The organism is Paenibacillus sp. RRE4 (assembly GCF_031844205.1).
Taxonomy (GTDB): domain Bacteria; phylum Bacillota; class Bacilli; order Paenibacillales; family Paenibacillaceae; genus Paenibacillus; species Paenibacillus xylanexedens_B.
In genome coordinates this window covers 2859714-2885316 of the sequence record NZ_JAUZUT010000001.1, presented here as the reverse complement: position 1 = coordinate 2885316, position 25603 = coordinate 2859714, and the positions used below count along the sequence as shown (strand labels likewise).

Genomic DNA, 25603 nt, shown 5'->3' with positions numbered 1-25603 from the left:
AAGGCAGGTTTGAATATAATGGGGTTTTTGAATTGAGGAGGGTATTTGACATGTCGGAAGAAATGAAAAATCAAGAAGCAACCCAAGATGAGTTGGATCAATTCGTTTCCTTGAAAAAAGGAGATACTGTAAAAGGAACCATCGTCAAATTGGAAGATAACCAAGCTTATGTAAGCATTGGATATAAATATGACGGTGTTATTCCAGTTCGTGAACTGTCTTCGCTTCACGTAGACAGCGCGTCTGAAGCAGTAGAAGTTGGACAAGAAGTTGAAGCTAAGGTTCTTAGCATCGACGACGAGAAAGAAAAACTCGTTCTGTCCAAACGTGCGATCGACAGTGAGAACGCTTGGGAGCAACTGCAAAAGCATTTTGAAGACCAAGACGTGTTCGAAGTTGTTGTAGGTGATGTGGTTAAAGGCGGTTTGGTTGCAGACGTGGGCGTTCGTGGATTTATCCCGGCCTCCATGGTTGAGCGTCATTTCGTTGAAGACTTCAGCGACTACAAAGGCCGCACACTGCGCGTTAAAGTGAAAGAGATCGATCGTGAGAACAACAAAGTGATCCTTTCCCAAAAAGACGTTCTGGAGCAAGAATTCGAAGCAAACAAAGTTCAAGTAATGGCTGGTTTGCAAGAAGGTCAAGTCATCGAAGGTACAGTTCAACGTTTGACTCAATTCGGTGCTTTCGTTGATGTAGGCGGAGTTGACGGTTTGGTACACGTATCCGAGCTGGCTTGGACTCACGTTGAAAAACCATCCGATGTATTGTCCGAAGGCGACAAAGTAAATGTTAAAGTGCTGAAAGTTGATCCTGAAAAAGGTAAAATCAGCCTGAGCATGAAAGCTGTTCAACCAGGTCCTTGGGAAACAGCTGGCGACAAATTCAACACAGGTGATATCGTAACAGGTGTTGTAAAACGTCTGGTTGATTTCGGTGCATTTGTTGAAATCGCTCCTGGTGTTGAGGGTCTTGTGCATATTTCACAAATTTCCCACAAACACATCGGCACTCCTCATGAAGTGCTGAAAGAAGGTCAAGAAGTTCAAGTGAAAATCTTGGACATGAACCCTGCTGAACAACGTGTAAGCTTGAGCATCAAAGAAACAGAAGAAGCTCCTGCTCAACCACAAAAATCAGAGCGTCCAGCAAGAAACAACGCTCCGCGTGAAGAAATCAACAACCCGAACGTTTCCTTGAACAATCAAGGTATGAGCACTACGCTCGGCGAACTGTTTGGTGACAAACTCAGCAAATTCAAATAAGTTATAGATGCATGGTTCTAAGTTATATACTGCATATTTTGCTGAACAATAAAAGCAAGATCGGCGAGCCCCAGCGGGTTCGCCGATTGTTGTTATTGCGAGAATATCGTTTCGATTCGTTACGAAACGTTAGCCAAGCCATAGCTTTTTTGCTATGATGAGTAACGTAAGTATGGACAGGAGGAGTGGAATGTATGGCAAGACCAGTTGTGGCAATTGTCGGCCGACCAAACGTGGGTAAATCCACCATTTTCAATCGGATTATCGGCGACAGACTGGCCATTGTGGAAGATAAGCCGGGCATTACCCGTGACCGGATTTATGGAATCGGTGAATGGAACGGAAAAGCATTTAGTATTATTGATACAGGCGGTATCGAAATTGATGGCGAAGACGTCATTATGAAATCCATTCGCATGCAGGCGGAGCTTGCGATCGAAGAAGCAGATGTAATCGTATTTATGTGTGATGCCAAGGCGGGCATTACGCAATCCGACGAAGAAGTTGCTGAGATGCTTTATCGCTCAGGGAAACCGATCGTGGTAGCCGTAAACAAAGTAGATAACATTGGGCGCAGTGAGCTGATTTATGAGTTTTATGGCTTCGGTTTTGGTGATCCGATCGGGGTATCCGGCAGTCACGGTACGGGAATTGGTGACTTGCTTGATGCGATTGTGGAGAAGTTGCCTGAACTTGAGGAAGAGACATACGATGAGGATGTGATTCGTGTAGCTCTGATTGGCCGACCTAATGTAGGTAAATCTTCACTTGTGAATGCCATCCTCGGTGAGGAACGTGTTATTGTGAGTGATGTAGCCGGTACAACACGTGATGCAATTGACACTCCTTTTGAAAAAGACGGGCAACGTTACGTGCTGATTGATACGGCGGGTATGCGGAAGCGCGGAAAAGTATATGAAACGACGGAGAAGTACAGCGTAATGCGTGCGATGCGTGCCATTGAGCGTGCGGACGTTGTTCTGATTGTTATTAACGGTCAAGAAGGCATTATCGAGCAGGACAAGCACATAGCCGGTTATGCGTATGAAGCGGGTAAATCTTCATTGTTCGTGGTAAACAAATGGGATGTTGTGGAGAAAACGGATAAAACGATGAAGGAATTCGAGACGAAGATTCGGGATCATTTCCTCTTTATGACCTATGCTCCGGTTGTCTTTTTGTCCGCACTGACAAAACAACGCTTACAAAAATTGTTGCCAGTGGTACAGCGTGTAGCAGAACAGCATTCTTTGCGTGTTCAGACACATCTGCTTAATGATGTGGTATCGGATGCTGTAGCAATTAATCCACCGCCAACCGATAAAGGGCGAAGAATGAGAATTAACTATGTGACTCAGGTTGCGGTCAAACCGCCGACTATGGTTATTTTTGTGAACGACCCTGAATTGATGCACTTCTCGTATGAGCGTTACCTGGAGAATAAAATCCGTGCAGCGTTTGATTTTGAAGGCACACCAATTCGCATATTTACTCGGAGGAAGTCCGACGAAGGTTAGGGGAGAAGTTTGTGATTTTATCCATCGCAGCGATTGTACTGAGCTACCTGCTTGGTTCGATCAGTTTTAGTGTTCTTCTTGCAAAAGCAATACGGGGGATTGATATACGTCAACACGGAAGCGGTAATGCCGGGGCGACGAATACGTTGCGTATTCTGGGTAAAGGGCCGGCTATCGCAGTTCTGCTACTTGATGTAATCAAAGGTATTGCTGCAGTATGGATTGGCATATGGTTAAGTAACGGGTCTCCATGGATTGCTGCATTCAGCGGTATTGCTGCCATCGCAGGTCATAACTGGCCACTTTATTTCAATTTTCGCGGAGGTAAAGGTATTGCTACTGCGATTGGAGTGTTGGTAAGCTTAGCCTTTCTTCCTGCGCTCTATGCGGGAATCATCGCTATTCTGTCCATTGTTCTGACACGTTACGTTTCGCTCGGCTCTTTAATTTTTGTAGCACTGACTCCTGTTTTCATCTTGATCCTGCCTGGGTATTCGATGAGTATTTTCTGGGGCAGTCTGATTATTTGTCTGTTTGCATTCTGGAGACATCGTACGAACATTGCGAAGCTCACCAAAGGACAGGAAAATAAATTGGGATCAAAGAACCCTGGAGGGGGGAAACGCGTTGTCTAAAAAAGTTGCCGTACTGGTCGCAGGCAGTTGGGGAACTGCCTTGGCCAGTGTCCTCGCCGCGAACGAACTGGATGTGGTAATGTGGACACGTAGCGAAGAACAAGCAACGGAGATTAATACCCAGCATACGAATACACGTTATCTACCGGGTACAGAGCTGTCTCCTCGTATTCGCGCAACCAGCGATATGGAAGCTGCGGTTGCAGATGCGGCAGCTGTGTTAATTGTGGCGCCTTCGTCTGCGATGCGTGCCGTTACGCATCAGTTTAAACCTTTCTATACACCCGATATGCTGATTATTCATGCAACGAAGGGCTTTGAAACGGAAAGTCTGAAACGGATGTCTACAGTGATCTCTGAAGAGCTTGAATGTGAAGAAGGACAGATTGTTGTATTGTCTGGTCCAAGTCATGCTGAGGAAGTGGTGAAGCGCTGTCCAACCACCGTGGTTGTGGCTTCATTGGATAAAACATCTGCGGAGGCAGTTCAGGGATTGTTTATGAATGCCTATTTTCGTGTGTATACCAACCGGGATATGCTCGGAGTTGAATTAGCGGGGGCTTTCAAAAATATCATCGCGCTCGGTGCAGGCATGTCGGATGGTCTGCAGTTTGGAGATAATGCCAAGGCGGCGTTGTTAACCCGTGGACTTGCCGAGATTACTCGAATCGGTGTTGAGATGGGAGCTAATCCATTAACATTTTCCGGACTAGCGGGAATCGGTGACCTGGTTGTCACAGCTACAAGTCAGCACAGTCGGAACTGGAGAGCCGGGTCCATGCTTGGACAGGGACAGAAGCTGGAAGATGTGCTTCAATCCATGGGCATGGTGGTCGAAGGTATTCGAACGACTCAGGCAGCCTATTTTATATCCCAAAAATACGGTGTTCAGATGCCAATTGCGGATCAATTGTACCATGTGTTATTTCAGAATCGGCAGCCACGTGATGCCGTTGAAGCTTTGATGGGACGTGATCCGAAGACGGAGATGGAAGTGATGAAGCTGGAAACTTGGGAGCAATGGCATTCCTGAGTTGATCGTTTAAATATCGTTTCAATGGCCTAATTTAAAATGCTGCAGCGTAATCACCTTTTCCCAGGCACGCTCATACTATACACATGAGTATTGCCGGAGGAGGGGAGACGAATGGGTAACAACATTTCGAAAGAAGCGCTGAAAGCCATCAACAAAAAGACGGGCAAAACGATCACTGAAGGAGCTGTCAAAAAGCTGGCAAGCACAGTGAAACCAACGACGATGCAGAATGAGGCTCAGCTGCGCCAGTTGATTAAACAAGTATCCGCCATGGCGAAAATACCGGTATCTGAGGATACGGTTCAGGATATTGTGAGTGCAGTCAAGAAGAGTGGGCTGAATCCAAGCAATATGGAATCGTTAATGAAGATGATGATGAAAAAATAATCGTTCGTTGCCTGCTCACACAGGAATCGAGCATTACGAAAGCAAGCCAGCAGAAGCTGGCTTGCTTTTTTGTCTTTTTATAGGAAAAATACGTTCGATTTCATGTTATAATGATTGCAATTGTCACAATTTCGTGATGAATATCGGATTGAAGGGGAGACTGCTGGTTTATGAGCGCAATGGACAAGATGTGGCTATCATTAGTTGCCATCCTCATTATGGGATTATCTGTATTTTTGATTACATTTGCTCGTGCCAAGACAAAAGGATTCGTGCGGGGTATTCTTTCGATCTTAGCATTTTTAATTATGCTCATCGGATTTTTTGGTGGAATCGCTTCTCTAACTTAGATTTCCTCAAGGGAGAGAGAACATCCGCATAAGCGCATCATAAGAACGGACACAATGAAAAGACGGATGGGAGGAGTGTGTAGCTATGGAACCGCATGAGACGGAGGATTGGACTGCGCGATATCCGGAATTACACAAGGCTTTGCTGGATACGGCAAAAGCCTGGGATCGCCAGCCTCATACCTGGTTACTGGGAGGCAGTTGCGGCTTACTGCTTCAAGGGGTGGAGTTGCAACAAGCACCTAGAGATATTGATGTGTATGCTGATATCGCTGATGCCAAAAAGCTGCATATCTGTGCTCCGGGGGACAAGATAGACGAGCCTGTAATAGACAAAACGGGGCCCTATGCTTCCCTGCTGAGTCACTACCAGGTGGGTGCGTGCTCACTGGAACTGGTAGGCGGCTTTGAAGTATGGGCGCGTGAAAGTTGGTATCGTATCCAGATTGAGGATGTGCTAGCTCTTTATGCTTCCGAAGCTCAGGTGGAAGCATACCGATTGAGACTAATGCCGCTTGCGCATGAATTGCTTTTCAACCTGCTTCGCGGGCGTGAAGATCGCTATATCCCCATTGCAACGCGAATTCGTCAGGAGCCTGAGACTCACCGACCTGCATTGATTGCATTGAGTCAACATAATATATGGGCCTCTCGTTTCAGAGCAGAAGTGGAAGAACTGGTCGGGTTTTCATGGGCGGATCAAGCTGGGGAGGAACGATGATGCAAGAGATGGTTACTTTTTTACCGATGAATAAATCCATCAAAGTGCAACCCGGCACAACCCTTTTACAAGCTGCGCGTCGGGCTGGCGTTCGAATATCAACCCGGTGCGATGGCAAAGCGGCATGTCTGATGTGCAAAGTTAACGTGGCGCCGGAGGAGCGGCATGCATTGCTTTCACCTACGGATGCGGAGAGACGGAAGCTCGGACTAATGCTTGAAGATGGAACGAGACTCTCGTGTCAGGCGAAAGTATGCGGACAACTGAGCGTGCAGGTTCCGGAAGATCCGCTGAAAGCCGCCATAAGGAAACAGCTTGAGCGTCAGCAGCAAGATGATGATTGGTTCGCATAATACCAAGAAGAGAAATAGAGTTTAGGAGGGTGCGAATGAATAAAAAGAAGAATAAAACCGCGGATGGAAGACATCCTTCGGGTTTGTTACAGCAGATGAAGTGTCTGTCTTTGCTTCTTCTGCTCATGCTTACAATGAGTGGTTGCTTGTATCCTTCTCAGAGTAATTCTGATCCCAAAACAGCTTATCGCGAAAGTGTAAACCGTATTCAGAGTGCGATTGAAGCGTTTCAAAAGGACGAGGGTATACTGCCAATTCTGAACGCTGACGCGGATACGCCGAAGTATGAAAAGTTTAGAGTAGACCTACCTAAACTGAAGCAGCATGGTTATCTTGATGATATACCTGCAACGGCCTTTGAGAGTGGCGGTAGCGCTTACTTTTTGATACAAAATGAGGAAGCGAAACCGATAGTGAAAGTGATGGATCTGGAGACAGTGCAGAAAGTAAATGATGTGCAGCGCATGGTGAACCAGTACAAATCTGTACATAACCAAAAATTGCCCGCGGGTGAAGAGTTGTACCCTGGCTTCCATGCGGTGGACATGAATTTGGCTACACAGGCAGGATCTCCTTCAATTACGCTAAAAAGCGTATATTCGGGGCAGGAACTACCTTTTATGATGGATGAACAGGGTACGGTGTATGTGGACTATGCTTTTGATATCATGCAGGCTTTGGAAAAAACAGATGGTTCATCCGGTGATGAGGATGCTGTATCTGATGGCCCGGATTTACGTAATCATTTGCTGACTCACTCCTATTTCGTACCTGTAAAATCTGTTCCATATACGCTGGAGAATAACACACCTGTCGCTCGTTCAAAACCAAGTAAGTAAGTGAAGAACAGACTTACTATGAAGTAAATGAACAATTTCAAGGCTCTACAGACTCCTAAAGAGATATACCGCGTTCCGTGGTGTATCTCTTTTTTTTCTGAAAAGAATAGGATTCAAAATGTGAGAGGTGTCATAAACAGAGAGAGGTTCTCATAAAGTAGATTGAAATAAAGACGCGCAGTCCGGGATCGGAGGATGCTCTTCATGTCACCATCATGAGATAAAAAAACAAAAAAACACGTCATATTGCCGCATACAGGTACATAAGATGATACTAGTCCAATTGCATGTACGAGTTAACGCCGCTCTCGCCGGTTTCATCAGAATGCAACGTTCGGCGGCGGACGACTTCCGGGCACTCACAAAGGCGGCTCTACCGTTGCAGGGATTTCAGTCTTCTGATTGAAAAAACGAAGCGGATGCTCTTTAGCATTTTTCCTTCGGAGTAATTTAAGGAGGGGATTTCATTGGAGAAAGTGGACATTTTTAAGGACATAGCTGAGCGGACCGGAGGGGATATTTATCTCGGGGTTGTCGGCGCAGTCCGGACGGGGAAATCAACATTTATTAAACGATTCATGGAAACGATCGTATTGCCTAACATCGCAAGTGAGGCTGATCGCGCCCGTGCAGTGGATGAACTTCCACAAAGTGCAGCAGGTAAAACGATCATGACAACCGAGCCCAAATTTGTACCGAATAATGCAGTTCAGATCAAAGTGGCTGAAGGACTGGACGTCAATGTACGTTTGGTGGATTGTGTGGGTTACGCCGTGGAAGGCGCAAAGGGATACGAGGATGAAAATGGTCCGCGTATGATCTCCACACCTTGGTTCGAGGAGCCGATTCCATTCCAGGAAGCAGCCGAGATTGGTACCCGTAAAGTCATACAGGAGCACTCCACGCTTGGTGTCGTGGTCACAACAGACGGAACCATTGCCGAAATCGCTCGTAGCTCCTATGTGGAATCAGAAGAGCGAGTGATTGCAGAGCTGAAAGAAGTGGGTAAACCGTTCGTTCTGGTCATCAACTCCACCCGGCCTCGTAGTGAAGAAGCGTTGCAACTTCGTAGCGAGCTGGCTGCCAAGTATGATATTCCGGTCATGACGCTAAGTGCTGCCACGATGACGGAAGATGATGTCACTGGTGTACTCCGTGAAGTATTATATGAATTCCCTGTGCATGAAGTGAATGTGAACCTCCCGAGCTGGGTTATGGTGCTGAATGACACACACTGGCTTCGTAACAACTATGAGAATTCGGTACGGGATACAGTAAAAGATATTCGCAGGTTGCGCGATGTGGATCGTGTCGTGTCACAATTCATGGAATATGAGTTTATCGACCGTGCGGGTCTTAGCGGCATGAATATGGGGCAAGGTGTAGCAGAGATCGATCTCTACGCGCCGGATGAGTTATACGACCAGATTCTCGTGGAAGTTGTGGGTATTGAAATCAGGGGCAAGGATCATCTCTTGCAACTGATGCAGGAGTTCTCCCATGCGAAGAGAGAATATGACCGCTTCGCAGAGGCGCTCGAAATGGTCAAAACAACAGGTTATGGCATTGCTGCTCCTTCACTTGCCGAGATGGCGCTGGATGAACCGGAACTGATTCGTCAGGGTACGAAATTCGGCGTTCGCCTGAAAGCGACGGCTCCGTCCATCCACATGATTCGCGTCGATGTGGAGTCAGAGTTTGCACCGATTATCGGTACGGAGAAACAGAGTGAGGAACTGGTGAGATATCTGATGCAGGATTTCGAGAACGATCCGATCAAGGTATGGGATTCAGATATGTTTGGTCGCTCGTTACACTCCATTGTGCGTGAAGGTATTCAGGGTAAAATCGCGATGATGCCGGATAATGCAAGATATAAACTGCAAGAGACACTGGGTAGAATTATTAACGAAGGCTCAGGCGGATTGATCGCCATCATACTTTAACTATTCAAAAGACCGTGAGGCTATATCTCATGGTCTTTTTCTTTGAGTTTATTTCTTGAATATGGATGAAATGGATGTGTGAATAATTTATTTTCGAAAAATGTAGTAAGTTTCAGCTTTAAATCACTAAAACATATTTACATACTAGGAATTAGCCGTTATATTAATAAACAAATATTGTGATTGAAGTCACAGCGAGTGAAACAGGGGGAGAACGAGATGAAGAAAAGAAATTTCAAATGGGTTGGATTAAGCGTTTTACTTGTATTCGTACTGGCGTTGTCAGCTTGCGGAATTAAAAAAGAACCAGCCGCCTCTTCTGCATCAGGATCAGCAGGTGAAACACCGAAGACGGAGGCCGTTACAGGACCTTTGAGCGGTAAACGCGTTGCGCTAATTATGGAATTCAATACAGGGACATTTTCACAGCAGTATGTACAAGGTGTAAAAGAGGAAATCGCCAAATTCGGCGGTGAACTCACCACCTTTGTTGCAGATAATGATAAAGCAAAAATGGTATCGTTGCTCGACAGTGCAATCAACCAGAAATTCGATGTCATTTTGACAGACCACGGGGATTCGCTCTTGGAACCAGGGGTGAAAAAAGCAGTTGAGCAAAAGATACCAGTCGTTGTATTTGATGCTGCGATCAGTGTGCCAGGCGCTACGGTGTTGTCACAAGATGACCAAAAGATGGCTGAACTCACACTGGAACAGATGAAAAAAGATATCAATGGTCAAGGTAACATCGTGAAAGTCTGGGTGGCTGGCTTTGCTCCAATGGAACGTCGTCAGATTGCCTATGGAGAATTTTTGAAAGCCAATCCAGATATCAAGGAAATTGCAACATTTGGTTCTGCTCAGAATCCGGCACTGGATACGCAAGCGAAAATGGAAGCAATTCTGAAGCAATATCCAAAAGGTGAGATTACAGCAGTTTGGGCAGCCTGGGACGAGTTTGCCAAAGGGGCAGCGCGTGCCATTCAGCAAGCTGGACGTGATGAGATCAAGGTATACGGAATTGATATGAGTGACGAGGATCTGCAAATGATTCAGGACCCGAAAAACCCTTGGGTCGCTTCAGCCGCTGTAGATCCAACGGACATTGGACGTGTACAAGTTCGATATGCATATCAGAAGTTGCATGGTGACCAAACCGAAGATGCGGTTGTTCTTAATCCGGTATATGTACAACGCGAAGCTTTACCTGATAAACAAATCTCTACGTCAGAGTTGTCCGAGTATGTTAAAGGCTGGGGAGGCAGTACACAAGGCATCAAGGACTGGATGAGCGAATACGGCATTACTGCAAAGTAAGTTGCGTTACGGGCGCGCCGCAAGGTGCGCTTTTTCAGTACAAAGGTATTACAGCAGATGGGAGGCAACATCATGACAAAGGACCCGATATCGCTGGACATGGAGCATATTTCTAAACAGTTTTCAGGCGTACCTGCGTTGAAGGACGTACATTTCTCTGTCAGAGGTGGAGAGATTCATGCGCTACTGGGAGCTAACGGAGCTGGCAAAAGCACGTTAATGAAAATATTGTCGGGAGCGTATCAACTGGATGAAGGGGCTATTCGTCTGAATGGTTATAAGCTCCAGCTTGGCTCACCCCGAGAGGCGAAGGCCAGTGGCATTCACTGCGTGTATCAGGAGGTGGATGCTGCGCTTGTGCCACAGCTGACTGCTGCCGAGAACATTATGCTGGATCAGTTAGCTTCCTCTGCTGGAGGTTGGTGGAAAAGTCCAAGAACGCTACAGCAACGAGCCAAGGACGCTCTGAAGCAGTTGGGTGCGGATCAAATATCGATTCACCGTAAAGTGGCTGAGCTGACGCTGGCGGAGAAACAGATGATTCTGCTTGCGCGCATCCTGATTCAAGATGCCAAGGTCATTATTTTCGATGAACCAACCGCACCGCTCAGTCAAGAGGAAACCGATGCATTTTTTCGTATTGTACATGTGCTGAAGGATCGAGGGGTAGCCTGCATCTTTATTACCCATCGCCTTGCCGAAGTAACGAGTCACTGTGACCGGGTTACTGTGATGAGGGACGGTCGTCATGTGTTTACCGGTGAAACAAATGGACTGACGATCAGTGATCTGGTTACGCAAATGTTAGGTAAACCGTTCGAAGAAGAGTTTCCCAAGACCGAAGCACCTGTGGGAGAGTTGCTTCTGCAAGCAAGAGGTCTTAGGCGCGGATTGAAGGTAAAAGGAGTGGACCTTGAGGTTCGCCGCGGTGAAGTGCTAGCTGTGGTCGGGCTCGTAGGTGCTGGAAAAACGGAATGCTCTCGTCTGCTGATTGGTGCCGATCGATTGCAGGCAGGCGAGATAAGGTTAATTGGACGGAACATCCGTCTGTCTCAACCTGCTGATGCAGCGGCTCTGGGCATTGTATCTGTTCCGGAGGAGCGGCGTAAACAAGGCATTCTCATTCAAGAGAACGTGGAACGTAATCTGAGCCTGCCCTTGCTAGCCAATCTTAGTCGACTGGGCTTTGTTAACCGCAAACGTGAGCGTCAGCATGCAGAGTCACTAGTAGAACAACTCGGCATCAAGACTTCGTCCGTGAAACAGGAAGTGAAGTATTTGAGCGGTGGTAATCAGCAAAAGGTAGCCATAGGAAAATGGTTGCGTACGGATGCAGATGTATTTATTTTTGACGAACCGACAAAAGGTGTGGATATCGGGGCGAAAAGTGACATTTTCCGCATCATTAATGAATTGGCGCTGGCCGGTAAAGCGGTCATCTATTTTACATGTGAACTAGATGAAGGACTCGGTATCGGAGATCGGATTGCGGTCATGTGTGAAGGGGTTATCGTAAAAGAGTTCCAGCGTGGCGAGACGAACCAAGAACAGCTGCTTTACTATGCAAGCGGTGGACAAGAGGTGGAAGCATGAAGGATAAATCACTCGATTTTGCGTTCCGGTATGGAGCGATTATAGTCATTATAGGCGTTATTGCTTTTTTCGGCATAAAACTGCCCTATTTCTTCACGTATAGCAATTTGACGGATATTTTGGGTTCGATCTCGATCGTAACCTTTGTGGCGATTGGTGTAACATTATCTCTTATTGTCGATGGATTCGATCTCTCTGTGGGAGCGACCGTCTCGTTGACAACCGTTGTTACAGCATCACTAATGATCTGGTACCAGCAGCCTTTGGCTGTCGTTATTATCGTGCCATTGGTTATCGGGGCTGTCATTGGTCTGTTGAACGCACTGCTGATTGTTAAGCTACGTATTCCGGATCTGCTTGCGACGCTTGCAACAATGTACATCATCGGAGGTATCCACAAAACGTATGCGCAGGGATATACCATCTACAATCACATGCAGTTCCCGGATGGAAGCAAAGCTGTCGGAGAGATGGACCCGACATTTCTGCTGATTGGACAAGGAAAATGGCTGGGCATGCCGATCTCGGTTATTTTGCTGCTTATTGCTGTCATCGGTGTTCATATCTTTTTGACATACACCAAATATGGCCGGCAAATGTATATTACAGGCGGAAATGAAGAGGCGGCAAGGTTGTCCGGGATCAAGGTGAAAAAGGTACGAACACTTGCTTATGTGGCAGCTGGAGTCTTTGCGGCTATTGGAGGAATCATCTATGCATCCAAAGTGGGGTCGGGACAGATTGATGCCGGATCTCCATTGTTAATGGAATCCGTAGCTGCGGTATTTGTTGGTTTCTCTGTCTTCGGGGCTGGGAAGCCGAATGTGATCGGAACCTTTATCGGTTCAGTTCTGATTGGTGTCCTGGTCAATGGATTAACGATGATGAACGTTCAGTATTTTACCCATGATATTGTCAAAGGTGGAGTGCTTGTGCTTGCTCTGGCAGTTACATTTTACGTTTTAAACCGTAGCCGCACTTGAAATTGTGTGCTGTCTGTATTAGTATAAAATTTGTTCGGCGTCAGAAACACGCGTGGTTTCTGGCGGCTTTTGCCAGAAATGACTGTGGGCCGCAGGCGGAGATGAATGTTCATCGCTCAAAATGGTCAACGTTTTTTTGTGAATGAACGTATATTTCCTAATAAAACGGAAACACAGTATAACATTCAGGACATTGATTCAGGAGGTGAAAAACAAATGAACAAATCAGACTTGATTACACATGTATCCGAGGCTACTGAACTGTCCAAAAAAGATGTAACGAAAGCGGTTGATGCCGTATTCGAAGCGATCTCTGAGGCTCTTCAAAACGGAGACAAAGTACAATTGGTTGGTTTTGGGAACTTCGAAGTTCGCGAGCGCTCTGCACGTAAAGGACGCAACCCGCAAACAGGTGAAGAAATCGAAATTCCTGCGAGCAAAATTCCTGCGTTCAAACCAGGTAAAGCGCTCAAAGACGGAATTAAATAAGATTTCTACATATTCCATATGTCAACAAAAAGACCGTGACTTGTTCACGGCCTTTTCTTTTGTCTGTAAACGGGAAATTTTCGTAATCTGCTACTCAAGCTCCTTACTTTTTTCCGAAAGTTCCGGTTGTTCGCTGTAAGCGATTAGAATCAGTTCTTTGCCCGTAACGGCAGACAGATGATGCTCAATCTCCTGTAACTGCTGCACATGCTCTTCCTTGAGCACAGCTGGGGTGTACTTCATGCGAACTCTCCTTTCCTGGCTGATCCGTTATAGTATGACCCGGTAATTATGGTTTCTTGCGGTATATTCCCTCCAGGACTTGTTGACAAATGAAACAATCTTGATCATCATTAACGCTATGAAATTAGAAAAGGGGACGTGCAGCGATGGATCACTCTACGGGCAATGACTTTATCGTAATTAAAGCAGAAGAAAACGGTGTACAGGTGATTGGCTTGACCCGGGGGCAGGACACACGTTTTCATCACACGGAGAAGCTGGACAAAGGCGAAGTGATGATTGCTCAATTTACAACACATACTTCTGCTATTAAAATTCGGGGAAAAGCTACGCTAATTACGAAGCATGGAGAGATTGAATCGGAATAGTGATAAAAGAGTTTGACTAGGTACATTAAAAGGTTGAATGGGTTAGATGAAAATTGCAGGCATAGCCTGCTTTTTTTGATTGTACAATGAGGTATGAGCCTTTACTGGACAGACTACACTAACAGGTAAAGGCAGGGAGGCGCTTATGAAACCGGGAATGATTGTGACTGCGTCCATGCTGTCAACGATTGCGGCAGTCATCGTGCTCGTGGTTTTTCAAAGCTTACATACACGTACATGGGGCGGGGACCGGGCAGAGCCTGTAACTGCTTCTCATCAAACGATTCAGTTGACCAATGATAATCTGGTTGATGTACTGAGTTCACTGCATATGTCTACGCCGATTGCCAGAGTGGAGTGGAAGCAGTCTATTTTGACACTCGACCTCAAAGTAAAAGGAACGGATACAAGTTATACTGAAATTTATGAAAATATGGCGGCAGTCGTCGATCTGAGTTTTCGCAGTGTAGACAACGTAGAGCAGGTGTTACTTCGCGTCATGGCCGAGGATGAATGGGTGCATAGACGCCATCTGTTACTTGCAGCAGATATTCGGCGAGGAGAATGGCCGATGTACGCCATTGACATGCTTCGGACGTGGAAAAGCGCGGCATTTTCGGAGGATTTAAAAGACTGGTTCAATCTGATGCAGACAGAACTGTGGAAGAAGCAGTTCGAAAAGACAAGTTAGGGTAATCAAATAGCAGGATTCAGTGCGTGCCGAATAAACATATGCTATAATATATAAGATTGTAGTGCAGAAATGGTTTGATAAAGCAAAGCCTCGGAGGATGAGAATGAATTCATATCGCGTACCCCAACTTGCAAAGAAATATACGGATTACGACATGATTCGACAACATACGGAAATCCCGTCATTTCCGGATAGCCGGGCGCGTCTGTTACAGGTATTTTTGGGCCGAACAGACGAAAAGGGTCATCAGGAACTTTACGCTCTTGCGACCTCGCTCGTTCAGTTGGCTATGGATACGCATGATCGAATCGATACGATTTCCGGTGATCGGGGAGAACAGGAGATGCGTTCACGCCAATTAAATGTTCTCGCTGGAGATTATCTGAGTAGCCGTTTCTATCAGTTGCTTGCTCATGCAGGCAAAATAGAAATGATCGGTAAGCTTAGCGGTGCTGTTTCCGAAGTAAACGCACGCAAGATGACGCTGTATGAACGGATGAAAAAACTTCTCGTTTCGGCTGATGAATATTTGCGTGAAACGGTACAGCTGAGAATGCAGCTGTTTCTTTCATTTACAGACATGATGGCTGTTGAGGATAAGCCGTTATGGAACAGCTTGCTGATGGAGTTCAGCACTTGCGAAACCATCGCAGAAGAGATGAAGCGACTGCATGACGAGCAACAGATGCTTCATAGTTATGCGTTCTGGCATGTGTATGAGAACGGCAATGACGAGGAACGCAGTCATTTGTCTCAGATGGAGCTCGAACCACGTATATGGAGTTCCATGGTGCTTAAATACAGCGTAAGCGAGGTGTTGCTGGACAAGCTTCGCGAGTGCACACACCGCATTCAGCTTTTGTTGCAAGATGAGGAAGGTCTTCAAGGCATGCATGAGTTCGATGCAATTCTTGAGCCTTACTTGTCCTATGTGCAGCCTTCACATGCGGCAGTAAGGGAAGATTGAGGGGGAGACAGACGAATGGGTAGCGGAGAGACCAAACCGAAAGAAGAATTTGTCCATTCGGTTTTTCAGAGTATAGCCGGCAAGTATGACGTTATGAATGATATTCTGAGTTTCCGCAGGCATAAAGCTTGGCGCAAATTCACGATGAAGAAGATGAATATGTCTAAGGGAGACACTGGACTGGATTTGTGTTGCGGCACATGCGACTGGACGCTCGCTATGGCACAGGCAAGTGAAACGGGGCACATGCACGGACTGGATTTCAGTAGCAACATGCTGGAAGTGGGCCAGACGAAAATTGATGCGGTAAACCGTTCAAAACAGATTACGCTCGTTCAGGGGAACGCGATGTCGTTGCCTTTTGAAGACAATACGTTCGATTATGTAACAATTGGATTCGGTCTACGTAACGTGCCTGATCTAAGACAGGTTTTGTCTGAAATGAAACGTGTTGTAAAACCCGGCGGTATGGTGGTTTGTCTGGAATTGTCCAAACCGACTTGGCAGCCGTTTAAAGGGATTTATTATTTTTATTTTGAGCATATGCTGCCAAACATGGCGAAATTGTTTGCCAAACGTTATGAGCAGTATAAATGGCTGCCGGACTCTCTGGCGCTTTTCCCGGGTAGAAAGGAACTGGCAGACATTTTTGTTGAAACTGGATTGCAAAAGGTGCAGGCCTACCCCCTAACCGGAGGCATCGCGGCACTGCATATTGGAACCAAGGAGAATCAGAATGTTTAGGAAAATTCGCATCTTTTTAGAAATGATAAAGATTGAACATACGCTTTTTGCTTTACCTTTTGCTTTTATGGGCGCCATCCTAGGATCGATGGTTGTTAACAACACGTTCCCGAGCTGGATGCAGATTATGTGGGTACTGCTTGCTATGGTTGGTGCACGGAGTGCCGCATTTGGTTTGAACCGGATTATTGACCAGGCGATTGACGCAAAAAACCCACGTACGGCGATGAGAGCTATTCCAGCAGGCTTGCTGAAGAATGGCGAGGTTATTATTTTTATCATCGTCTCGTTTATTTTATTATTCTGGGCATCATCCAATCTTAATGTATTATCCATGCAGTTGTTGCCGATTGCGGTCTTCATGTTAGTGCTTTATTCGTACACCAAACGGTTCACATGGCTTTGTCATGTCGTATTGGGGATGACCATTGGCCTTGCTCCTTTGGGAGGATGGGTGGCTGTAACAGGTACCATGGATTGGACAGCGATTGTGCTGTACGTTACGATTGTATTCTGGACTGCCGGTTTTGACATTATTTATGCATGTCAGGATCTGGAGTTTGATCAGGGAGAAGGTTTGCATTCCATTCCGTCCCGTTTCGGACTTGTGAAATCATTGCAGATTGCCAAGTTCTTTCATATCATTACAGCGATTGGTTTCCTTGCCTTGTTGCTAATGACCGATCTGAGCTGGTGGTATGGCGCAGGCATGCTGATTACGTATGGTATCCTGCTTTATGAGCACTATATTGTGTCACCTAATGATATGAGCCGGGTACAAACGGCATTCTTTACGATGAATAGTGTACTGAGTCTGGTCGTATTTACGTTTACACTTATTGATCTGGCGGTGAAATAATGATGCAGCAACCGGAGAATAAACGACTTGTTGTCGGAATCACCGGAGCGAGTGGCAGCATATATGGTATCCGATTGATTGAAACGTTGCTTGACTTGGGATATTCCGTTCACTTGGTAATCTCCAATGCTGGCTGGCGCGTACTAAAAGAAGAAATGGACTGGGATGTAACGAACCGGGAGAGCCTGCTTCAAGAAAAATTCGGTCATCGCGGTGGATCGTTAATCTATCATCCCGTTAGTGACATTGGGGCATCAATTGCCAGCGGTTCTTATCTGGCCGAAGGCATGATTATCATGCCTTGCTCCATGGGCACTCTTTCATCGATTGCCAACGGATCTTCAGACAATCTGATGTCGCGTGCGGCAGATGTGATGATGAAAGAAGGCAGAACGTTAATTCTTGTGCCGCGTGAGACGCCTTTGCATGCCATTCATCTGGAAAATATGTTAAAGCTTTCACGTCTTGGTGTGCGAATGATCCCCGCGATGCCTGCCTTTTATTACAAACCTCAAAGTATGGAGGATTTAATTTTATTTTTAGTAGGTAAAGTGCTGGATAGCTTGCGCATCCCGCATCAACTGTTTACAAGATGGGGAGAACCGGATGAAAGGGGATAATGTAAATGAGCCATACTTTTCTGGTAACCGGATCAGAAACGTACAGCTTATGGACATATCCCCTGACTCCCGGGGTATTGGTGAGTGCTGATGGCGATATAAGAGTGCCCACAGTCTTGACCCATGCTCCGGCAACTTCTGTGCTTTGGATTGATTCAGAATTGGTCGCAGCGTTTAAATCCCGAATGTCGGTACTGGCATTCGAATAGGCATCATGACGGGCGCTGTAGAAGAACACAAGCAGGAACGGCAAGCTTAGGGCGAACGCTTTTTGCCTGTAGGCTCGGGCTTGCTGGAGGGGAAGGTAAGCATGGAATTTTGGACTGACAATACGCTGACACGGGTGAACGAATGAAACTATTGGACATTTTCGGATTGTTAAAAAAGGACATGGATTACGTTGAAAAAGAGTTGTATCGCAGCGTAAAAGGCGAACAAAAGTTACTGAGTGAAACTTCGCTTCATCTGCTTAAGGCAGGTGGAAAACGACTGCGGCCTGTTTTTGTGCTTTTAGGTGGCAAATTTGGTACATACGATATCGAGCGTTTGAAGCTCGTAGCCGTTCCATTGGAACTTATTCATTCTGCTTCCCTCGTTCATGATGATGTCATTGATAATGCGGAGACTCGCCGGGGCAAACCTACCGTCAAGTCTAAATGGGACAATCGGATTGCGATGTATACAGGTGACTATATCTATGGCAAAGCGTTAGAAATGACGGCAGGACTTTCTGATCCCGCTATTCACCGAATCCTTGCCAAAGCGATGGTACAGATGTCTATTGGTGAGATGGAACAGATTCGGGACTTTTTTAATACAGGTCAGAGTGTGCGTAACTATCTGCTACGTATTCGTCGCAAAACTGCGCTTCTGATTGCAGTGAGCTGCCAGCTCGGAGCGCTCGCTACTCGTGCACCTGAGCACATTTCATCTTTGTTGTATACCTATGGATACAATGTGGGCATGGCTTTTCAGATTCAGGATGATGTTCTGGACTTGGTAGGTACGGAGAAACAACTTGGCAAGCCTCCAGGAAGTGATATGAAACAAGGCAACATCACGCTCCCTGTGCTGTATGCTTTGGAAGAAGAGCAATTACGTGAGCCGTTGCTCAAGGAAATTTCGCGTGTGCATCATGAAGAAGGACGTGCAAGTGCATCGGATGCAATTGGAATGATTCGCCAAAGTCAAGGAATTGCTAAAGCAGAAGCCCTTGCTGACCGATATATGAAGAAAGCGCTCGATGCTCTCGATCAGCTGCCTAATATCAAGACCACTAAAAATCTGCGAGACATTGCTCACTTTGTCGTTAAACGTACACATTAAGCTTGTGTGGTTTAATGCTCTACACGGATGTGAAATTCCTCATTGGGAGGATTTGGACTTGTATGTTACAATCAAAGGGATTGCGTTTACATAGTGATTAACTTTGAACCGTGAGTGAGGAGTGAACTGGTAATGGATCGTACATTTTTGATGGTGAAACCGGATGGTGTGCAGCGTGGTTTGATCGGCCGTATTATCAGCCGTCTGGAAGACAAAGGATTTAAGCTGGTAGCAGGGAAACTCGTGCAGATGTCGGAAGAACAGGCGAGGCGCCATTATGCTGAACATGAGGGCAAGCCGTTCTTTGATGATCTGGTTCGTTTTATCACTTCTGGCCCTGTATTTGCCATGGTGTGGGAAGGCGACGATATTGTGACGCTTGCACGTATGGTCATTGGTAAAACGAATGTGAGGGAAGCGGCTCCAGGTACAATCCGCGGAGATTTCGCTAGCCATACACCGCATAATCTCATTCACGGGGCAGATTCGCCGGAAAGTGCTACTCGTGAAGCTGCCAATTTCTTTAGTCCCGACGAGCTGGTAACCTATGAGAAGAGCATCGCAGCCTGGTTGTAATTATTAGCCAAAGGGTGATATACGATGCTGGAGCAAGAACAACTAGACCCGGATTATGCCGGATTCATTCGCAAAATTAAAGAGAGCACAGGCATAGATCTTGCTCAGTACAAGGAAGGCCAGATGAAAAGAAGGCTGACCACGCTTCGGAATAAAAACGGGTTTAATACATTTGCTATCTTTTTTGATGCGATGCAGAAGGACAAGTCTTTATTTTACGAATTTCTGGATCGCATGACCATTAACGTATCGGAATTTTGGCGTAACCCGAATCGCTGGGAAGTGCTGCGTGATGAGATTCTGCCTGAGCTGGTGGGTTCCAAACGCAAGGTTAAGGTATGGAGTGCTGCTTGTTCGACTGGTGAGGAGCCATACACGATAGCCATGATTTTGGATACGCTGGGCATCTTGAAAGAAAGCTCAATCACGGCAAGTGATCTGGATGAAGGTGCGCTCGCGAAGGCGAAGGAAGGCCGTTATATGGAACGTTCGCTGAAAGACGTGCCTCCAGAAACGGCGAGTCGATATTTCAAGCAAGACGGTATGATGTATCGCATTGATGAGAAATTAAAAAGCTCGATCAACTTCAAGAAGCAGAATTTGCTGGTTGACCGTTTTGATGATGGATACGATCTGATCGTATGCCGGAATGTCATGATTTATTTTACAGAGGAAGCGAAAAACCTGCTGTATCACAAATTCGCAGCCAGTCTGCGTCCAGGTGGGATGTTGTTCGTAGGCAGCACAGAGCAGATTTTCTCCCCCGGACAATACGGGCTGGAGACGGCAGAGACGTTTTTCTATCGGAAAAAATAAATCAGTGTATAGATCAACCGCCTGGGGTGCATGAAGATGTGCTCAGGCGGTTGTTTGCATAAGAAAAAGCGACTTTCTTGTCAAAGCGGGTCAGCTATACTATAATAAGCAAAGAAATTATGGGATTTTAGCAATGTGAAGTTTAACAGTTTAAAGGGGGAACGTATTATGAGTTTACGTTATTTAACCGCAGGGGAAACGCACGGACCCCAATTGACCGCAATTATTGAAGGACTGCCAAGTAATTTGAATATTGATTTTGAAGAATTGAACTTTCAGCTTCATCGCCGCCAGAAAGGGTATGGCCGCGGACGCCGGATGCAGATTGAGAAAGACCAAGCTAATTTTGTTGGCGGAATTCGTCACGGATATACGACAGGTGCTCCGGTAGCGCTCGTTGTTCAAAATAATGACTGGAAGCACTGGCAGAATATTATGAACATTGAGCCGATTGAAGGCAGCGATGAAGAGAAACGTCGTGTTCATCGTCCGCGCCCTGGACATGCCGATCTGAACGGTGGTTTGAAGTACAATCTCAAAGACTTGCGTAATGTCCTGGAACGCTCCAGTGCGCGTGAGACAACGGTACGTGTAGCATGTGGTGCCATTGCACGTCAGTTCTTGGCTGAATTCGGTATTAAAGTGGCGGGACGAGTTATTCGCATCGGGGAGATTGAAGCGCCGTATAAGGATCTTCCGATTGATGAACTGATTGCAGTGACGGAAGCATCTTCGGTTCGGGTGACTGACGCGGAGACAGAGAAGAAAATGGAAGCCTACATTGATCAGATCAAGCAAGAAGGCGACTCCATCGGCGGAATTGTAGAATGTATCGTTGAGGGTGTTCCTGTTGGCCTAGGAAGCCACGTACAGTATGATCGCAAGTTGGATGCTCGTATCGCTCAAGGTGTAATGTCGATCAATGCGTTCAAAGGTGTGGAGATCGGCATCGGCTTCGAAGCGGGTACGATTCGTGGCTCTCAGGTACATGATGAGATTCTGTATACGGAAGATCGTGGTTACCACCGTGCAACCAATCGTCTTGGCGGGTTTGAGGGAGGTATGACCAACGGTATGCCGGTTGTGGTGCGCGGAGTAATGAAACCTATCCCAACGTTGTACAAGCCGTTGCAAAGCGTAGATATCGATACCAAAGAGGCTTTTTCGGCTCAGGTTGAACGTTCTGATGCTTGTGCGGTTCCTGCTGCCAGCGTCGTTATGGAGCATGTTGTTGCATGGGAAGTTGCCAAGGCATTCCTGGAGAAATTCGGCGGGGATTCCATGGAGGAGATTCGGGCAAACGTTGCCAGCTACCAAGCCCAATTGGAGAATTACTAATATGCGTCAGTTGACAGTACAGCTTGAAGAGCGCTCTTATCCTATATTGATTGGCAGCGGCCTGCTGGCTCAAGCTCCGCAATATTTTGAACAATATGGTCTAACTAAAAAAAGTCCGCTTCTGATCATTACGGATGATCATGTAGCTCCGATATACTTGCATGGATTAGAGCAAACGTTGCGTGCGGCGGGATATTCCGTCGTATCCGCAGTCGTGCCATCGGGTGAGACTTCGAAATCACTTGCGGTTTATCAGGATATGATGACAGTAGCGATTGAAGGCAAACTGGACCGCAGTTCGGCGATTCTCGCTTTAGGGGGAGGCGTCGTGGGTGATCTGGCTGGTTTTGTCGCAGCTACATATATGCGCGGGGTGAAGTTTGTGCAGATCCCGACAACCATCCTTGCTCATGACAGTAGCGTTGGCGGTAAAGTGGCGGTCAATCATCCTCTTGCGAAAAATATGATTGGTGCTTTCCATCAGCCGGAGCTTGTACTGTATGATGTTGACACACTGCAATCGTTACCGCCAAGAGATGTATCGGCCGGTTTATCTGAGATGCTGAAGCACGGACTGATCCGTGATGAAGCTTTTGCCCAATGGTGCGAAGAACATGCGCAAGCGTTGCTTGCACTTGATCCCGAGAAACTTGGATACGGACTGGAACGTGGATGCAGCATCAAAGCCGAAATCGTGTCGAACGATGAAAGGGAGAATGGAGAACGTGCACTCCTGAATCTGGGACATACGATTGGACATGCGATTGAAGCGATTGCTGGATACGGTGAATTTCTGCACGGAGAAGCCATTTCTATCGGCATGGCTGGATCGGCATTAATTGGTGAGAAACTCGGAGCCACAGCAGGGCTGTATGAGAATACTGTTCGTATGTTGCGTTCTCTTCGACTTCCCGTGACGTTGCCTGCACATCTAAGTACGGATGCTTTGATGGAAGCGATGATGCATGATAAGAAATTCCGTGAGGGCCATATGGTCTTTATCGTTCCTGATCGGATTGGATCTGCCAGAATCGTGAAGGATGTGCCGGTTACGGTTGTTCGTGAAGTCATTGAACTGCTTAGGAAGGGAGAATAACAGCATGGTTACACGGGGAATTCGCGGGGCGACCACGGTCACCCAGAACAGTGAAGAAGAGATTTTGAAAGAAACAGCAGTTCTTCTTCAGGAAATTGTTGACCGGAACAAGATAGTACCGGAAGATATTTGCAGCGTATGGATTACGATGACCGGAGATCTGGATGCGGCTTTTCCAGCAAAAGTGATTCGTCAGTTAGATGGATGGGAGCTTGTGCCTTTGATGTGTGCGCTAGAGGTTCCTGTTAAAGGCGCTCTGGCGAAGTGTATTCGTTTTATGGTACATGTGAACACAACCAAAGCACAAAATGAAATTCATCACGTGTACCTTAACGGTGCACAAGCATTACGTCCCGATCTGGCAGGCCGTTAAGTTTCTTGAATGGTCGTGGTTGTCAAACCGGTGAATATGATGTATAGTGAGAAGCAGTTGAGTAGAGTTTAGATTGAGCTGAGAGTAGCTGAGTTGAGCCTAGTATATAGCAGAGTCCAGTGTTTGGTAGCCGATGCATCCGAAATCGGTCAATGCATTCACGGTACGTCTTGCTAAGGAGAAGTACAGGAGAAGAGAGTAGACGTGTCAGAGGACATCGTTTATTCGCATATATCTGACAAACATTTCACGGCATCTACCATTGAGGAGATTTAAGTTTTACAATGGATGAAAATGATGCGAACGAGATGTTACCAAGTGTATGTCATCTTACATACATCTGAAACATGGAATTAACATGGATCAGTTGCCTGTCACTCGCCCTTCGCAAAAGTATAGGGACTTGTTATTTATGGAGCAACATACTTGAATACAGCTTATAACCAAACCTCTACCTCATGGTAGAGGTTTTTTGTCGTAATATCTTTCTTCTACCTAAACCTGAAAGGACGTGATCTGATGATAACGCCAAACGTTAATCAAGTACTGAAAATGTCAAATGAATATAATCTGATTCCGGTTGTTAAACGGATTTTGGCTGATATGGAGACGCCGATTCGTATCTTCCGTCGTTATGCGGACAATGACCGAGCGTTTTTGCTTGAAAGTGTAGAGGGTGGCATTCAATGGGCCAGATATTCCTTCATCGGTACGGATCCGTTTCTGATGATTTCGGGGAAGAAAGGTCGTATTGTCGTTGAGGAAGCCGGAAAGACCCGCGAACTACCGGGCAAACCCATTGAAGAACTGAAAGCATTGCTTCGCAAATATCGGAGCCCTAAGCTGGATGAACTTCCCCCTTTTACAGGTGGAGCCATTGGATTTTTTGGATATGACCTGTTGCAGTATTATGAGAAGCTTCCAGCTCATGCGCTGGATGATCTGAATATGGATGATATTCGCTTTATGTTTTGTGATCAAATTGTTGTTTTTGACCATGTGAAGCAGCACATGTTGCTCGTTGGCAATGTACACGTTAAAGATGGGGCAACAGACGAAGAGATTCGTCAGGCGTATGCAGCCACTTCCGAGAAGCTTGAACAAGCGGCAGAGCGTCTGCAACAGCAAGGGCCAGGGGAAAACCTGAACCCGCGTTCAATTCCTGGAGATGTGGAGCTTGGAGACATTCGTTCCAATCTGACGAAAGAGCAATTCATCGACAACGTGGAGCAAGCCAAGGAGTATATCCGTGCAGGAGACATTTTCCAGGTAGTGCTGTCGCAACGTTTTCACATTGATACGGAAATTTCCCCGTTACATGTATATCGCGTATTGCGGACATTGAATCCGTCGCCTTATATGTATTATTTGAAAATGGACGATGAGATTATCGTAGGTACCTCACCTGAGGCGTTGGTTAAAGTTGACGGCAATCGTGTAGAAACACGTCCTATCGCAGGCACACGTCCAAGAGGAGCGACAGAGGCAGAAGATCGCGCGCTTGCGGCTGATTTGCTACAGGATGAGAAGGAGCGCGCGGAGCATCTGATGCTGGTGGATCTGGGAAGAAATGATCTGGGGCGAGTATCCACTTTTGGCAGTGTGAAGTGTGACATGTTCATGGAGATCGAGCGTTACTCTCACGTTATGCATATGGTATCGAACGTTACAGGCGAGTTAAGAGAAGATAAGGACTTCTTCGATGCGTTCCTTTCCTGTCTGCCAGCTGGAACCGTATCTGGTGCGCCGAAGCTGCGTGCGATGGAGATTATTGCGGAATTGGAAAAGGAAGCACGGGGTGCATATGCAGGAGCGATTGGTTACCTTGGATTCTCCGGAAATATGGATGCATGTATTACAATCCGTACGATTATTTTCAAAAAGGGAAAAGCATATGTTCAAGCCGGAGCCGGAATTGTATGGGACTCTGTGCCTGAGAAGGAATATGAAGAGACCGTGAACAAAGCCAAAGCACTGTTAAAGGCCATTCGTACGGCTGAAGCGATGTTTCCGGTAAAAGCTGCAGATCAAAAATTAAGCCTGGCTAACGCTGATTATTTTGTTACACCAACTTCGGCAACGAACTGAGAGAGGAGGACTGGAAATGAACTTGAATCCATTGATGAATGACAGTCAGGTGTTACCCGAGGAA

The 25603-nt window shown here is 46.4% G+C and carries 29 protein-coding genes; 28 read left to right on the top strand and 1 reads right to left on the bottom strand.

The features are described from left to right. Nucleotides 1–50: 50 nt before the first annotated feature. The 14 genes from rpsA (at nt 51) to Q9R46_RS12955 (ending at nt 13431) form a co-directional block, all read left to right on the top strand. A complete protein-coding gene (rpsA, locus tag Q9R46_RS13020) occupies nt 51–1265 on the top strand; it encodes a 30S ribosomal protein S1 (protein WP_145331753.1) in 1215 nt (404 codons plus the stop codon). Between the two features lie 194 nt (nt 1266–1459). Next, nucleotides 1460–2782 carry a ribosome biogenesis GTPase Der gene (der, locus tag Q9R46_RS13015; RefSeq protein WP_145331752.1) on the top strand — a complete coding sequence of 441 codons (1323 nt, stop codon included), beginning with the start codon at nt 1460–1462 and terminating at the stop codon, nt 2780–2782. 11 nt (nt 2783–2793) lie between these two features. After that, nucleotides 2794–3417: a glycerol-3-phosphate 1-O-acyltransferase PlsY gene (gene plsY, locus Q9R46_RS13010; protein WP_311280336.1), complete on the top strand. Its 624-nt coding sequence runs from the start codon at nt 2794–2796 to the stop codon at nt 3415–3417. After that, the gene (locus Q9R46_RS13005; RefSeq protein ID WP_145331750.1) at nt 3410–4450 is read left to right on the top strand and encodes an NAD(P)H-dependent glycerol-3-phosphate dehydrogenase; all 1041 of its coding nucleotides are present in this window, start codon (nt 3410–3412) and stop codon (nt 4448–4450) included. The genes plsY and Q9R46_RS13005 overlap by 8 nt, the downstream gene beginning before the upstream one ends. 114 nt (nt 4451–4564) lie before the next feature. Next, nucleotides 4565–4840, top strand: coding sequence for a stage VI sporulation protein F (locus tag Q9R46_RS13000; protein ID WP_111271427.1), 276 nt, complete (start codon nt 4565–4567; stop codon nt 4838–4840). Nucleotides 4841–5010: 170 nt separating this feature from the next. Then, nucleotides 5011–5190, top strand: coding sequence for a DUF2768 family protein (locus Q9R46_RS12995; protein ID WP_145331749.1), 180 nt, complete (start codon nt 5011–5013; stop codon nt 5188–5190). A gap of 85 nt (nt 5191–5275) precedes the next feature. After that, on the top strand, nt 5276–5911 hold the full coding sequence (locus Q9R46_RS12990) for a hypothetical protein (RefSeq protein ID WP_145413189.1): 636 nt from the start codon (nt 5276–5278) through the stop codon (nt 5909–5911). Then, complete coding sequence (locus Q9R46_RS12985) at nt 5911–6264, top strand: 2Fe-2S iron-sulfur cluster-binding protein (protein WP_145331747.1); 354 nt, start codon at nt 5911–5913, stop codon at nt 6262–6264. The genes Q9R46_RS12990 and Q9R46_RS12985 overlap by 1 nt, the downstream gene beginning before the upstream one ends. A gap of 35 nt (nt 6265–6299) precedes the next feature. Further along, nucleotides 6300–7103, top strand: coding sequence for a hypothetical protein (locus tag Q9R46_RS12980; RefSeq protein ID WP_311280335.1), 804 nt, complete (start codon nt 6300–6302; stop codon nt 7101–7103). A 467-nt stretch (nt 7104–7570) separates the two neighbouring features. After that, on the top strand, nt 7571–9049 hold the full coding sequence (gene spoIVA / locus Q9R46_RS12975) for a stage IV sporulation protein A (RefSeq protein WP_090917242.1): 1479 nt from the start codon (nt 7571–7573) through the stop codon (nt 9047–9049). A 219-nt stretch (nt 9050–9268) separates the two neighbouring features. Then, nucleotides 9269–10366, top strand: a complete 1098-nt coding sequence (locus tag Q9R46_RS12970) for a sugar ABC transporter substrate-binding protein (protein WP_145331746.1) — start codon at nt 9269–9271, stop codon at nt 10364–10366. Nucleotides 10367–10438: 72 nt separating this feature from the next. Continuing rightward, nucleotides 10439–11959, top strand: a complete 1521-nt coding sequence (locus tag Q9R46_RS12965; RefSeq protein ID WP_311280334.1) for a sugar ABC transporter ATP-binding protein — start codon at nt 10439–10441, stop codon at nt 11957–11959. Next, nucleotides 11956–12942 carry an ABC transporter permease gene (locus Q9R46_RS12960; RefSeq protein ID WP_311280333.1) on the top strand — a complete coding sequence of 329 codons (987 nt, stop codon included), beginning with the start codon at nt 11956–11958 and terminating at the stop codon, nt 12940–12942. The genes Q9R46_RS12965 and Q9R46_RS12960 overlap by 4 nt, the downstream gene beginning before the upstream one ends. A 216-nt stretch (nt 12943–13158) precedes the next feature. Continuing rightward, the gene (locus Q9R46_RS12955) at nt 13159–13431 is read left to right on the top strand and encodes an HU family DNA-binding protein (protein ID WP_090917341.1); all 273 of its coding nucleotides are present in this window, start codon (nt 13159–13161) and stop codon (nt 13429–13431) included. A 90-nt stretch (nt 13432–13521) separates the two neighbouring features. Here the strand turns inward: Q9R46_RS12955 and Q9R46_RS12950 are convergent, their stop codons facing one another. Then, entirely contained in the window at nt 13522–13674 is a 153-nt protein-coding gene (locus Q9R46_RS12950; protein ID WP_311280332.1) for a hypothetical protein, read from the bottom strand. Nucleotides 13675–13820: 146 nt separating this feature from the next. Here Q9R46_RS12950 and mtrB point away from each other — a divergent pair, with 146 nt between their 5' ends. The 14 genes from mtrB (at nt 13821) to trpE (ending at nt 25539) form a co-directional block, all read left to right on the top strand. After that, nucleotides 13821–14042: a trp RNA-binding attenuation protein MtrB gene (mtrB, locus tag Q9R46_RS12945; RefSeq protein WP_090917232.1), complete on the top strand. Its 222-nt coding sequence runs from the start codon at nt 13821–13823 to the stop codon at nt 14040–14042. A gap of 145 nt (nt 14043–14187) precedes the next feature. Beyond that, nucleotides 14188–14733 carry a hypothetical protein gene (locus Q9R46_RS12940; protein WP_311280331.1) on the top strand — a complete coding sequence of 182 codons (546 nt, stop codon included), beginning with the start codon at nt 14188–14190 and terminating at the stop codon, nt 14731–14733. Between the two features lie 106 nt (nt 14734–14839). Further along, entirely contained in the window at nt 14840–15703 is an 864-nt protein-coding gene (locus Q9R46_RS12935; RefSeq protein WP_311280330.1) for a heptaprenyl diphosphate synthase component 1, read from the top strand. 15 nt (nt 15704–15718) lie between these two features. Then, the gene (locus tag Q9R46_RS12930; RefSeq protein ID WP_311280329.1) at nt 15719–16447 is read left to right on the top strand and encodes a demethylmenaquinone methyltransferase; all 729 of its coding nucleotides are present in this window, start codon (nt 15719–15721) and stop codon (nt 16445–16447) included. After that, on the top strand, nt 16440–17306 hold the full coding sequence (locus Q9R46_RS12925) for a UbiA-like polyprenyltransferase (RefSeq protein WP_145331741.1): 867 nt from the start codon (nt 16440–16442) through the stop codon (nt 17304–17306). The genes Q9R46_RS12930 and Q9R46_RS12925 overlap by 8 nt, the downstream gene beginning before the upstream one ends. Continuing rightward, entirely contained in the window at nt 17306–17926 is a 621-nt protein-coding gene (locus Q9R46_RS12920; RefSeq protein WP_186331626.1) for a UbiX family flavin prenyltransferase, read from the top strand. Before Q9R46_RS12925 ends, Q9R46_RS12920 begins: the two co-directional genes overlap by 1 nt. A gap of 5 nt (nt 17927–17931) precedes the next feature. Then, entirely contained in the window at nt 17932–18135 is a 204-nt protein-coding gene (locus tag Q9R46_RS12915) for a hypothetical protein (protein WP_311280328.1), read from the top strand. Between the two features lie 142 nt (nt 18136–18277). After that, nucleotides 18278–19252, top strand: coding sequence for a polyprenyl synthetase family protein (locus Q9R46_RS12910; RefSeq protein WP_090917219.1), 975 nt, complete (start codon nt 18278–18280; stop codon nt 19250–19252). Nucleotides 19253–19384: 132 nt separating this feature from the next. Continuing rightward, complete coding sequence (gene ndk, locus Q9R46_RS12905; RefSeq protein ID WP_311280327.1) at nt 19385–19828, top strand: nucleoside-diphosphate kinase; 444 nt, start codon at nt 19385–19387, stop codon at nt 19826–19828. A gap of 24 nt (nt 19829–19852) precedes the next feature. After that, the gene (locus Q9R46_RS12900) at nt 19853–20644 is read left to right on the top strand and encodes a CheR family methyltransferase (RefSeq protein ID WP_311280326.1); all 792 of its coding nucleotides are present in this window, start codon (nt 19853–19855) and stop codon (nt 20642–20644) included. Nucleotides 20645–20812: 168 nt separating this feature from the next. Beyond that, a complete protein-coding gene (aroC, locus tag Q9R46_RS12895) occupies nt 20813–21982 on the top strand; it encodes a chorismate synthase (RefSeq protein ID WP_311280325.1) in 1170 nt (389 codons plus the stop codon). Between the two features lies 1 nt (nt 21983). Next, nucleotides 21984–23078: a 3-dehydroquinate synthase gene (aroB, locus tag Q9R46_RS12890; protein ID WP_311280324.1), complete on the top strand. Its 1095-nt coding sequence runs from the start codon at nt 21984–21986 to the stop codon at nt 23076–23078. 4 nt (nt 23079–23082) lie between these two features. Then, nucleotides 23083–23451 (top strand): chorismate mutase, encoded by a 369-nt coding sequence (gene aroH, locus Q9R46_RS12885; RefSeq protein WP_123066021.1) that lies wholly within the window; start codon nt 23083–23085, stop codon nt 23449–23451. 519 nt (nt 23452–23970) lie between these two features. After that, complete coding sequence (trpE, locus tag Q9R46_RS12880) at nt 23971–25539, top strand: anthranilate synthase component I (RefSeq protein ID WP_311280323.1); 1569 nt, start codon at nt 23971–23973, stop codon at nt 25537–25539. Nucleotides 25540–25603 lie beyond the last annotated feature (64 nt).